The 11,485-nt window shown below is 43.2% G+C and carries 12 protein-coding genes and 1 pseudogene; all 13 read right to left on the reverse strand.

All coding sequences use genetic code 11. The features are described from left to right. Nucleotides 1-186: 186 nt before the first annotated feature. Nucleotides 187-768, reverse strand: coding sequence for a hypothetical protein (locus Q0081_RS08670; RefSeq protein ID WP_298351526.1), 582 nt, complete (start codon nucleotides 766-768; stop codon nucleotides 187-189). A gap of 91 nt (nucleotides 769-859) precedes the next feature. Continuing rightward, on the reverse strand, nucleotides 860-2,287 hold the full coding sequence (locus Q0081_RS08675) for a hypothetical protein (RefSeq protein WP_298351529.1): 1,428 nt from the start codon (nucleotides 2,285-2,287) through the stop codon (nucleotides 860-862). Between the two features lie 72 nt (nucleotides 2,288-2,359). Then, entirely contained in the window at nucleotides 2,360-2,941 is a 582-nt protein-coding gene (locus tag Q0081_RS08680) for a hypothetical protein (RefSeq protein ID WP_298351532.1), read from the reverse strand. A 55-nt stretch (nucleotides 2,942-2,996) separates the two neighbouring features. After that, a complete protein-coding gene (locus Q0081_RS08685) occupies nucleotides 2,997-3,203 on the reverse strand; it encodes a helix-turn-helix transcriptional regulator (RefSeq protein WP_298351534.1) in 207 nt (68 codons plus the stop codon). Next, entirely contained in the window at nucleotides 3,178-3,363 is a 186-nt protein-coding gene (locus tag Q0081_RS08690; RefSeq protein ID WP_298351537.1) for a hypothetical protein, read from the reverse strand. Before Q0081_RS08690 ends, Q0081_RS08685 begins: the two co-directional genes overlap by 26 nt. A 56-nt stretch (nucleotides 3,364-3,419) precedes the next feature. Beyond that, the gene (locus tag Q0081_RS08695) at nucleotides 3,420-4,040 is read right to left on the reverse strand and encodes a hypothetical protein (RefSeq protein WP_298351540.1); all 621 of its coding nucleotides are present in this window, start codon (nucleotides 4,038-4,040) and stop codon (nucleotides 3,420-3,422) included. 60 nt (nucleotides 4,041-4,100) lie between these two features. Next, nucleotides 4,101-5,849, reverse strand: a complete 1,749-nt coding sequence (locus Q0081_RS08700) for a family 43 glycosylhydrolase (RefSeq protein WP_298351543.1) — start codon at nucleotides 5,847-5,849, stop codon at nucleotides 4,101-4,103. 62 nt (nucleotides 5,850-5,911) lie between these two features. Then, nucleotides 5,912-6,832 carry an aspartate carbamoyltransferase catalytic subunit gene (locus tag Q0081_RS08705; protein WP_298351545.1) on the reverse strand — a complete coding sequence of 307 codons (921 nt, stop codon included), beginning with the start codon at nucleotides 6,830-6,832 and terminating at the stop codon, nucleotides 5,912-5,914. Nucleotides 6,833-6,915: 83 nt separating this feature from the next. After that, on the reverse strand, nucleotides 6,916-7,785 hold the full coding sequence (locus Q0081_RS08710) for a bestrophin family protein (RefSeq protein WP_298351548.1): 870 nt from the start codon (nucleotides 7,783-7,785) through the stop codon (nucleotides 6,916-6,918). 7 nt (nucleotides 7,786-7,792) lie between these two features. Next, nucleotides 7,793-8,170, reverse strand: coding sequence for a fluoride efflux transporter CrcB (gene crcB / locus Q0081_RS08715; protein WP_298351550.1), 378 nt, complete (start codon nucleotides 8,168-8,170; stop codon nucleotides 7,793-7,795). Nucleotides 8,171-8,225: 55 nt separating this feature from the next. Continuing rightward, nucleotides 8,226-9,386, reverse strand: a pseudogene (locus Q0081_RS08720) (CaiB/BaiF CoA transferase family protein). A 109-nt stretch (nucleotides 9,387-9,495) separates the two neighbouring features. Beyond that, nucleotides 9,496-9,816 carry a DUF3467 domain-containing protein gene (locus Q0081_RS08725; protein ID WP_298351553.1) on the reverse strand — a complete coding sequence of 107 codons (321 nt, stop codon included), beginning with the start codon at nucleotides 9,814-9,816 and terminating at the stop codon, nucleotides 9,496-9,498. 116 nt (nucleotides 9,817-9,932) lie between these two features. Next, nucleotides 9,933-11,384 (reverse strand): asparagine--tRNA ligase, encoded by a 1,452-nt coding sequence (asnS, locus tag Q0081_RS08730; protein ID WP_298351556.1) that lies wholly within the window; start codon nucleotides 11,382-11,384, stop codon nucleotides 9,933-9,935. Nucleotides 11,385-11,485: the final 101 nt, after the last annotated feature.

Consider the following 11,485-nt stretch of genomic DNA (forward strand, 5'->3'; position numbering starts at 1 on the left):
GACGTAAATTGGATTGAAAATCAACTAAACAACCGACCCCGAAAAACTCTTGGGTATTTATCTCCCATCCAGTTTGCTCTAAAACACCAAATTGCACTTCAAACTTGAATCCAAGGTTTTTAAACTTTCCAAGTCTTTACTACAACTGTTTGCAGTTTGTAAAAGGTCAAAACCTTCAGGAAGATTTTATTGAAAATACCCTAACTTTTCTACTAACAACGTATAAAGGGCCTCGCGCACGGCACGTGTAGCAGCCAAAATATCTTCAAAAGCTGCCAATAACGCGGCCTCTCTGTGGGTATCAGCATACTTCCGAATTTGTATAAGCCCGGAATGGGGTGTGAGAAAATCTTTGTATGCAAAGTAGCGAAAATAGGCTTCCTCTTTCAGACCCACCTCATCCAGCCATTGGCCGTGGCAATAGTCTCGGTTCCAAAGTTCGTAGAGGGTGCGAATTTTCTTTACGAGTACTTGCGCCTCGGGTGCGGTATCGTGCGGAAGGGAATCGAGAAAGGGCTGCAATGTACTGCTCCAAAAACTCCGTATCAGTGTAGGGCAAAGTGGGTTTTCAACCAGCACCTCAGGCGCGCCTGCCACGGGGTTGTTGGCCTCAAACTTGGTGGCTACGCAACGGTTTTCGGCTAAACCAAAAGCAAAACTCAGTGCGTAGAACCGCTCGGCAGCGTTAGGCGAAGCATTAAAATCAGGCATCCAAAGGTCAAACTGATTGGCCCAGAGGGGGTATTTGCCGTTGAAAACTTTCGTCATTGCAAACCACCCAAACGTAACCTGCGCCGAAGCCAAATGGTAAGCACAATAACCGTACTTATCAGGTGCACCGTTCAGAATACGCGTTTTATTAATGCTTTTGAAGTCGGGGGCTAAACCAAACCCGATTGGGAAACTCAGAATGACGATTATTTACCTCTTGCTTCAATCGTACTGGAGTGTTGTCATCCATAAACCCTATAAAAGTACCATCCACAAATCCATACGGTACTTTCAATTTTTTATGTCTGCTATCATCTTTTGGAAAGCCGCTGACAAATGTTTGGCCACTTTCCTGTTTAGTTAGGTTTCGGTAGGAGTTGTAACGCGGTTGGTTGGATAATTCTCTGACTGTTTGTCGTTCTCTTCCCAAATTCACTACTTGTGCTTTTTCCATTACGGGTTCGAGGAGACCATCAAGGAGTTCGGCGGGGGCATTCCAGTCAAACCGAAACAACTGCCGTGCTGTTAGGTTGGTGAGGTCGCGCACGGTTACGTGGTTCTGGCGGTCGGGGTCGGGCTTATACCGCCAAAGTGTAAAAGCCACGGGCCAGCGGCCTTGTAGCTTAAAAAATTCGTTGGAGGTCACCACGAAGCCGTCTTCGTACTGAAAGTGAGCATCGAATATGCGTCGAAAGCCCGCATAGGTGGGCCGTGGAATAAGCCAAGACGTAGGCGTAAAAATAAGCAACAATGGTTGTAAATCAGGACTTTGGTGTACTTGCCGTTGACAAATATTGAGGATTTGTGCTACAAAAGTCAAGTAGCGTTCTTTAGCGGCATCTTCACCCGTATGCGCCGTAATACTCGCGTGTACGCCGTAGTTGGCGGCTTTGTCAGTACGGTTGTCTTCGTTTTCGTCAGTACTTTTGTAGGGCGGGTTGAGTAAGAAAGCCAGCGGTTTGTCCATCCGCAGCGATTTTTCGGCCAGTACGCGCTCTATTTCGTTCATGTAGTCGTCAGCCGCGCGGTCCAGAAAATTCAGCCCTTGGTTCGTTACGGTTTTGGGAATAATCGTAAAGCCCGTTTCGATGTGGTAAGGGTCTTGACGCATTCGTTTTTCAATGACTTTGAGTAAGTCGGGTTGAAGTTCAGATACGATTTTGTGACGGAGATGGCCGCGCCAGCTTGTTACTAAGTTGCCCGAGCCGCCCGCAGGGTCAAACACGATGTAATCGTTGAGACTTTCTTCGGTGTGTCGGCCAAAAAAGTACCGTTCCACAAACCACAGCGCAAACTTACTGAGGTTGTCGTCGGTAAAGAAAATTCCGTGTTGGCGCACGTATTCGGGGTCGAGAGCAGCCAGTACCTCGTCGAATCGGCTGAAATAGTAGTCTACTGTAAGGCCAGAGCCTTCATTAGTAAATACGTAATGCGTTTCCACAAAATGTGTAAAAGCTTTAACGTGTTTGGACGCGACATGGATGGGGTCAGAGATTTTCTTGCCCTTAAAACCCAAAACTGCCAACTCATTATTGGGGGTTTCGATGATTTTGGAAGTCACATCCCAGTAGGCCACGATGCTATAAAAGGCGTGAATGGCTTCGATAGGCTCGTCAAAAAAAGCCTTAAATGACTCAATGTCAGAGAGTTATGAATTAGGGTTGATTTGAATGCGCTCTGAGTCGAGATTTTTGAGGACATTGAGAAAAAAGTACGAACTCCGAATGTAGCTAAACTCCTCGCGGCGAATGTCCTGCGGGGTGATTTTGAACAAGGCCGTATCTAAGATTTCATTTTGGAGAACCTTGGGAGTGCGGCGAGCATTTTCGCGGCCAGCGTCGTTTGCAGCTTTGTGGGCCTCAGTGTTATGAGCAAAAATCGTGACAGCTTCGGGCAACTGATTAATTTCCCATACGCCCAAAAAATCTTTGGTAATGACGCATATTGTTGAAAATGTCAACCCTTTTTTAGCATAGTGAAAGGCTTGATAAAAACCTGACAACCAGTCAGTAGCAGCGGTTTTAGCCTCAACTATAAGTTGCCCTTCTACATAGCCATCAGCGTTTTGGGCTGCCGACTCAATTTTAAATTTTTCTCCAAACAGTTTACGAAAGAGTGGATATAGCAGCGGGCGTTTTGCATCCTCGTTATCGTCCGATTTGAGATAATGACGAATTCCGTTGAGTTCTTCGTCGTAAGTAATTTGGCGTGGGGCTTTTGATTTGGCCATTTGTATGTGTTTTGGTCAAATTTAGGAAAAAGTAACTACGAAATAACGTATGTTCTTACCCCACGGCCATAAACCACCGTTGCAAAGCTTTGGCTACTTCGTTTGAGATAAATTGCTGCAGGGCATCCAAATTGGCGGGCGAAATTTCGGTTGTGGTCAGTAATTGAATACCTAATACCTGTTCAATTTGCCAAAGCGTATCAGTTGTGAAATTGTGCGTACCACTGAGCCAACGACTAATCTCCGAGGGTTTTTTGTGCATGGCTTCCGCAAAATGCTTTTGTATCCAACCCTTTTTTGATGACTTTATCAATACGTACTGCTAAATCCATCCTTTTGGTTACTAAATCAAAAGTGGCAGCAGGGGTACTTTCGTACAACTCATCAATCAAATGGCTCGAATATTCTTGTGCTTTATTCATTTCGGGGGGATTGATAACGATTGTCCAATAAAAAGGCTCTGATGAGGTTCGCAATTCTAATGGGCAATCAAATAAATAGCACTGTCAATGAAAAAGAAAACTCCTTGATTAGTCAATACATTTTCATCGTGAAGGTCTTCAAGAATAATGCCCAATTCCGAATGGAAATAATCATTATTTTTCTTGTGTTTAAACCCATTTTTTTCTAAAAACACCCTAAGTAAAGAAAGGTCTGTCGGGTCAGTAGATTCTATAAAGGGTTGTTTTACAACAGAATACAGAATGTTTTCTTGCTGATAAAACCCCAATAGTTGATAAGCAGTGTTTGGAAACAAAAAATTGTGGATGAGAAGGCTGATAAAGTAATCTTGCCAACTCAAATAAAAGATGGTGTCATTGATTTTGATGACACTTTTTCCATCTTCATTTAAGTACACTTTTTGTTCAGCCCCTTCTCCAATGTAGGTCTCTTGAGGGATTGAAAAATACCAAAGATGGCGTTGAGAAGCAAAGGCACATATCTGTTTTACCTCGTCTTCTTTACGGACGAATTCTGATTTTTCAATCTTTCCACTTGCTGTTTGGCTTTCTCTAAGGTAAAGGAGGGCTGTTTGGATAAGATTTTTTTCTGTAGCTCCGCCAGTTCCTTCAAGGATATGTCTAAGTTCATTGGTCATTTTTTTTCAAATATAAACACGAAGCCGATTTATACCAAAAGATGGATGATGTTCAGCTATTTACTCCACTTTCATCACAGCCGTCCGCTGACCGATTCCATTTTCATTAAAAGGCTCGATTGAAAAATAATAGGTAGTGCTTTTATCCAACGCTTTGAGGTAATATTCGTTTTTTCCGTATACCATAATGCTGCTGTACAGTTTGTCAGGTGCAACACCAAAGTGAATATGATAACCTTGAGCCCCGCTCTCGGGGTACCATTTCAGCCATGCATTCCGTTTATCATCCTCCTGACGCAACACAATAAACCCTTTTACAGAATTAGGTACATTTCCTTTCCCTTTTCCAAACACTCTTAATCCGCTGATGGCAAATTTGCCGGTAGCCATGTGGATATTTTCCAACTTGATAAAACGAGTGTTGATGGCTTTGGGTAATTCAATGTAGTCGTGAGGAACATCCGTTTTGTTCTTGCTTTTATCCACCAAGAGTTGCCATTTTCTGCCATCTAACGAATGCCAAAGACGGTATTGGTGGTATATATCGGTGAATTTCCCGAGGTATAAAGAGTCAACGTCTTGGTCGGCATAGTTGATTTGAATGGCATTGACCGTAGAAACCGCTCCTAAGTCGCTCTGAATCCATTCACCAGCCTTGGCTGATGGAGAGCTCCAATAGGTTTTAATATCTTCGTCAACGGCATAATTGGCCGCAAAGCCGCTCAGTGAAGAAGAAACCTGCACCGGTTTGTTATAGTTGAGTAACATCCAACCCGTAAAACGACTTTTAAGGTGATCTGCTTTGCCATTAGGTAAGGTATGGGGATAATCGCCGAATGTCGTGTTTGAATACATCACATCGTCTTTGTCAAAGCCCGTTGGAAATAAGACTAATCGTCGTTCAAAGTTATTTTTGACAGTAACAACCCCCGTTGTGATGTGCCACCAATTGCCGAAATTATCTTTGAAACTTCCTCCGTGGCCGGCTCCGCGGATAAAACCGCCCGGTTTGTAGCAAAAAGGATTGTGTGTTTGGTAGGTAAAAGGACCAAGCGGTTTATCAGAAACGTACACACCGTCGGCATATCCGTTGAATTCCGTACCGGGCGCTCCGTATTGGAAGTAATATTTGCCGTTGTGTTTGTCGACCCAAGCGCCTTCAATGAACGGTTTCAGGAAAATATTGTCATTATAATCGCCAAAACGTTCCCAACCGTGTTGATCATCGTGCAGGCGAACCAATTCTTTGCGCTCGCCGATCGGCTGAAGCGTTTTTGGGTTTATTTCCCAACCGTACAAAGGATAGGTATTGCTTGAGCCGTAATAAAGATACAGACGTTTGTCGTCGTCGTATAAAAATCCCGGGTCCCACGCAGCTCCCTCAAACGCAGGTACGGCTATTTTCCAATCGTCAATTGTAGGATTGGTGCTTTTCCAAATTGCAAATTCTTTGGTGTGCGTAGACCCAATGACGTACAGTGTGTCTCCCATTACCCAGGCGGCTGGTGCACAAAGCTCATCGTAAACTTTGTTGTGCGGCAATAAAAACTTCCGACTTACAAAGTTCCATTTCGATAAATCACTGCTCCACCAATAACCCCATTGATTCGTGGAAAATAAAAAGTATTTCCCCTTAAAATTGACAATCAAGGGGTCCGCAGTAGCACGGTGACGCCCGGCTTCGGAAAAATTAGGAATCGGGGTAAATCCGTAATCCAGATTGATGGGATTGCAGTAGGTTTTAAGTTGGGCCAAGCTGCAATTTCCCCAAAAAATAAAGCAAAGTAGATAGAAAGTTAACTTTTTCATGTACAGCCCCCTAACCGCAGCGGCGGATCGTCCCCAATTGGGGAACAGCTTTATGTGAACTATTATTGTTGCGCCAACAGATAAAGCACTGCCATTCTTACAGCTACTCCGTTTTCTACTTGATTTAGAATAATACTTTGACGTGAATCGGCGGCATCGGAAGTAAGTTCTACACCGCGATTTATTGGCCCAGGGTGCATCAATACAATGTTGTGGTCGAGTTCGTCGAGCATTTTTTTATTGATGCCGAAGTACAGCGAATATTCGCGAAGACTTGGAAAATATTTTACCTGTAAGCGTTCCAATTGAATACGCAATACATTGGCTACATCACACCATTGTAATGTTTCCTTTACGTCGTGGCTTACTTGCACGCCCAGTGAAGCTATATATTTAGGAATGAGTGTTGTAGGGCCACAAACACGAACTTCAGCTCCCAGTTTTTTCAAACAAAAAATATTGGATAATGCCACTCGTGAGTGGAGAATATCACCGATGATGGCTATTTTCTTGCCTTCTAAATCGCCGATTTGTTCCCGAATGGAGAACGCATCCAAAAGCGCTTGGGTAGGATGTTCGTGGGTACCGTCTCCTGCGTTTACTACGTTTGCCGGAATTCGTTGTGCCAAATAATGAGGTGCTCCGGGACTGCTGTGCCGCATTACAATCATGTCTACCTTCATGGCCAGAATGTTGTTGACGGTATCCAATAACGTCTCCCCTTTTTTGACCGAACTGCCCGAAGCGGAAAAATTAACGACGTCGGCAGAAAGTCTTTTTTCTGCCAATTCAAACGACAAACGCGTACGGGTAGAATTTTCAAAAAAAACGTTAGCAATCGTCACATCGCGCAAAGAAGGTACTTTTTTTATGGGACGATTGATGACATCTTTAAACTGAGTAGCGGTGTCTAAAATACTGTAAATGTCTGATTCGGTGAGGTTTTTGATACCCAGAAGGTGCCGTACAGAGAGTTGTGACATAGTCAGAAGCACAAGGAAAGTTTTACAAAGGTACAAAACCCTGCAAGTTTGCGAAATATCACTCGGCAAAAACCTTTGAAAGGTTAATTTAAAATCTCATTCAAATTCTCTTTGATGGTCTCATAAATGACATCGGTGGGTAAATCATTGGCATCAGAGCCGAACGGATCCTCAATTTCTTCAGCGATAACTTCAATACTCGCAAAAACGTAAAAAATAATGGCCACAATGGGGGCAGCCCAGTAGTTGAACTCCATTACGAAGCCAATAGGCATCGTAAAAACATAGAGAAAAATCACCTTTTTCAAGAAAAGGCTATAGGCATAAGGTATCGGAGTGCGCTTGATACGTTCGCAGCCGCCGAGATTGTCGCTGAAAGAGCGTAATTCTTCATTGATGACGATAAGCTGATCGCCCGTTAGCTTCTTCTGTAGGTATAATTGATTGATTTCCTGATAAATAGTGCCGATGATATGATTAGGAACATGTTTTTTCTGCCCGTAAAAATCAGCATCATATCTTCCTACTTTCTCCAGTTTTTTCACATGAACGCCTGTGCGGAGGTGCTCTTTTGACGCATAGATAAAATTGACAATCAGTGCTTTGAACATTGTTCTTGCCTCTTTATCCTCTATTGGTAAGAAAGCTTGGAGTTTGAGAGCCAAATTACGTGAGTTATTGACGAAACTTCCCCATAATTTGCGTCCTTCCCACCAACGTTCGTAGGCCGTATTGGTACGAAAAACCAGTAACATAGAAAGTACAAAACCAACTAAAGAGTGGATTGCCGTCGTGTTTTTGAAAGAAGCATGAAAAACATCGTTTTCAAGGTAAGCTACTATAAGGGTAAAAACAGCAACGCCGATTATTCCCGGCAATAAAGAACGGAAGGTATCACTGCGATGAAAGGCAAAAATTAATTTCCACCAATCTTTAGGATTGTAGGTTATCATTCGATTTTCAAATTTTGTTTATCAGGAATAATCCCGCAGCTACGGCCATTATTCCAACGCTGAGACTAATAATTGTGTAAAGGGCAAAGGTAATGTATTGTTGAGTTTGCAGTAAATGTAGATTTTCGTAAGCGAAGGTAGAAAAAGTAGTGTAACCGCCGCAAAAACCGGTAGCGAGCAGCAATCTTAATTCAGGAGTAAACCATTCAAAGCGGAGAACCATTCCAAACACCAAACCAATGATAAAACAGCCGATGATATTGGCCGTAAAAGTACCGTAAGGAAAAGGCGAAACGATGATTTTATTGACATAATAGCCCGTCAGAAAGCGGGCAACGCTTCCAGCTGCTCCTCCGATTCCTACTAAAAAAATACTGTTCAGCATAAAGGGGGGGATAATTATAAATTAGAGAATGGTGAATAGTATGAGTATTTCTGATTTATTCCTTCGCTTGAGATTCTTTCAGAGTATTTATAATGGCTTCTGTGTCTTCACCCATCGTTGGCGCAACCCAACTTGGTTGAGCGGGAGTTTCAGAAAACTTGATAGGTATGCCAATACTTTTGAAAATACTGGCACGCGGATGTTCTTGAGTGACAATCATTTCGCGAGCTTGGAGGTGTGGGTCATTTTCTAAGTCTTTCAAGTCATAAATCGGCGAAATAAGCAAGTCGTTCTTAAATCCGAACTCAATCCAATAGCTTTGTGGTTGACTCTCAAAAAGCAGCCCGATTTTGGCTTTGAAATCGGCCAACTCTTCCGAATTTTTTGGCAAAATAAACATCATCCACTCCAGTTGATTGACTAAAGTACAAAATTTGCCCCAAAATTTGGGCTCTAATGTTCCAAGCGCAATGTACTTTCCATCCTGACACTTGTAAATACCGTAGTTAGGTAAACCACCTGAAAAAGGCATTTTCCCACGTTCTACATTGACCATGCCGCCCGCTTCTAACGCATACACAGCCGAAAGTAAAGGCATTACAGCTTCGGTCATAGCTACATCAACATGCTGACCTTTACCTGTTTGAGTACGCGCGTGCAAGGCAGATAACGCCGCGATTACGGTCATGTAGGACCCGCCGGCGATGTCGGCCAATTGAACTCCTGGAATAATTGGTGCTTGATTGGCTTCTCCCGTCAAGCCCAATACGCCTGAATAAGCCAGTAATTTAAATCATGACCAGCCAAATGAGCGTAAGGCCCCGTTTGACCATAGCCTGTGACCGAAACATAAATGATTTGAGGATTGATTTCTTTGGCTGCTGCGTAGCCAATACCGATTTTATCCAAAAATCCTGGACGAAACAAAGTCAGCAGTTTTGACCAGATCAAAAAATAGATTCTTCCCCTCTTCTGACTGATAATCAAGCGTTAAACTTAGTTTTGAACGATTAAAAGACAGATAATTAACCGACTCTCCGTTGAGATAAGGCGGGAAAGCCCGTACGTAATCGGGATGGTTGGGGTCTTCAATTTTGATAACTTCGGCACCCATATCTGCCATAAGCATCGTACCCAACGGCCCGGGAAGCAACCGTGTTAAATCCAATACTCTAATTCCTTGCAGTGGGCCGGTGATGGGTTTACGTGAAGACATTTTGAGAGTGTCGAGTTTAGAATGTCGAATTAAGTGTCGAAGTTAGAATGTCGAATATTGTTTAATTAATTCTGCATTCTAAACTCGACATTTTTTATTTGACATTTTATCAGGCTTCTCCTACAGGGCCTCCGAAGTTCATAAATGGAAACTCTGGCTCGTCCGAATGACGAATATCGCCGTAGCTATCTTCAAACTTACGGATATTGTCTTTGAGCGCAGCCAATAATCTTTTGGCGTGTTCGGGAGTTAAGATAATTCTTGATTTTACTTTGGCTTTAGGTACGCCCGGCATCAGGCGAATGAAATCCAGAATAAACTCGCTGTTGGAATGAGCAATCATTGCCAAGTTGGCATAAACACCTTCGGCCATTTCTTCCGAAATTTCAACGTTGATTTGTTGTTCGATTTCGTTTTTATTGTCTTGCATGATTATTGGTCTTTTTTGGCAAAAATAATGAAAAAAGCACCCTCTTGACGAAAGCGCTTTGGGTTTATCAATATCTTTTTGAAATATACAGATTCCTCAGGAATGACAAAAGTGGCTTAAAACTCAGCCGATTTTGGTGTGCGAGGGAATGGAATCACGTCTCTGATGTTACCCATGCCCGTTACAAACAAGACCAACCGCTCAAAACCAAGGCCAAAACCAGAATGTGGTGCGGTGCCGAACTTGCGGGTATCCAAAAACCACCACATAGATTCTGGCTCAATACCTACTTCGTGCATCCGAGTGACCAACTTTTCGTAATTCTCTTCGCGTTGCGAGCCACCGATGATTTCTCCGATACCGGGAAACAACACATCCATTGCCCGTACCGTTGGACCGGGTTCAGCGGCATTGGGTTCGTTTTGTTTCATGTAAAACGACTTAATGGCCCGTGGATAGTTGGTCAGGATAACGGGTTTTTTGAAGTGTTTTTCTACTAAAAAACGCTCGTGTTCTGACTGTAAATCGACACCCCAAGCCACTTCGTACTGGAATTTTTTCTCTTTGTGCGGCTTTGATTTCAACAAAATATCAATGGCTTCCGTATAAGTGACTCTCTCAAAAGAATTGTCAATCACAAAACGAAGTTTTTCCAATAATGGAATAGAACGCTCATTTTGAGGCTTCGATTTTTCTTCTTCTTCCAAACGTTTTTGCAGGAAAGCCAAATCTTCACTACAGTTTTCAAGCGCGTAACTGATGACAGACTTGACAAAATCTTCGGCCAAGTTCATGTTGTCTTCCAACTCAAAGAAAGCCATTTCGGGCTCAATCATCCAAAACTCCGCCAAGTGGCGTGTGGTGTTAGAGTTTTCGGCGCGGAAGGTAGGTCCGAAGGTATAGATTTTTGACAACGCCATGGCACCCAATTCACCCTCCAATTGTCCGGAAACGGTCAGGTTGGTTTCGCGTCCAAAGAAATCTTCTTTAAAATCAATGGCACCTTCGTCGGTGCGGGGCAATTTGTTCAAATCCAAGGTCGTTACCCGAAACATTTCCCCTGCCCCTTCAGCATCCGAAGCCGTAATAATAGGCGTATGCAGATAGTAAAAACCGTTGTCGTTGTAATATTTATGGACGGCAAACGCCAAGGCGTGACGAATGCGTAAAATAGCGCTGAAGGTATTGGTACGCGGACGTAAGTGCGCAATTTCCCGTAAAAACTCCAATGAGTGTTTTTTGGGTTGCAATGGATACACATCCGGGTCGGCAGTTCCGTAGACATGAACCTCGGTGAGTTTTACTTCTACTGCTTGTCCTGAACCCAAAGATTCAATCAAATTACCGGTCACTTTCAGGCACGAACCCGTTGTAATCAACTTGAGCGTTTCTTCATTGATTTGCCCCGGTTCAGCTACAGCTTGAATATTATGAATGGTAGAACCGTCGTTGAGCGCAATGAAAATGGCATTTTTGCTCTCGCGTTTGGTACGTACCCAGCCCTTGACAACAACTTCGCTGCCAACTTTGGCTTCTGATAAAATCTGTTTTATTTGTATTGGACCCACTTTTATAATTGGTGAATTGTGATTGAGTGAATTTTAAATCATAAAGCAAATCGGTGCGTTGCTCGTTGCTAAACCGATAACCGATAACCGATAACCGATAA

The sequence above is a fragment of the Runella sp. genome, from assembly GCF_027484545.1.
Lineage (GTDB): Bacteria > Bacteroidota > Bacteroidia > Cytophagales > Spirosomataceae > Runella.

Excerpts from the sequence above, each read along its gene's own strand:
- Q0081_RS08670 (WP_298351526.1), bottom strand. The coding sequence starts at position 768 with ATGACGAAAGTTTTCAACGGCAAATACCCCCTCTGGGCCAATCAGTTT.
- Q0081_RS08680 (WP_298351532.1), bottom strand. The coding sequence starts at position 2,941 with ATGGCCAAATCAAAAGCCCCACGCCAAATTACTTACGACGAAGAACTC.
- Q0081_RS08700 (WP_298351543.1), bottom strand. The coding sequence starts at position 5,849 with ATGAAAAAGTTAACTTTCTATCTACTTTGCTTTATTTTTTGGGGAAAT.
- Q0081_RS08710 (WP_298351548.1), bottom strand. The coding sequence starts at position 7,785 with ATGATAACCTACAATCCTAAAGATTGGTGGAAATTAATTTTTGCCTTT.
- Q0081_RS08705 (WP_298351545.1), bottom strand. The coding sequence starts at position 6,832 with ATGTCACAACTCTCTGTACGGCACCTTCTGGGTATCAAAAACCTCACC.
- Q0081_RS08695 (WP_298351540.1), bottom strand. The coding sequence starts at position 4,040 with ATGACCAATGAACTTAGACATATCCTTGAAGGAACTGGCGGAGCTACA.
- Q0081_RS08690 (WP_298351537.1), bottom strand. The coding sequence starts at position 3,363 with ATGAATAAAGCACAAGAATATTCGAGCCATTTGATTGATGAGTTGTAC.
- Q0081_RS08725 (WP_298351553.1), bottom strand. The coding sequence starts at position 9,816 with ATGCAAGACAATAAAAACGAAATCGAACAACAAATCAACGTTGAAATT.
- Q0081_RS08685 (WP_298351534.1), bottom strand. The coding sequence starts at position 3,203 with ATGCACAAAAAACCCTCGGAGATTAGTCGTTGGCTCAGTGGTACGCAC.
- crcB (WP_298351550.1), bottom strand. The coding sequence starts at position 8,170 with ATGCTGAACAGTATTTTTTTAGTAGGAATCGGAGGAGCAGCTGGAAGC.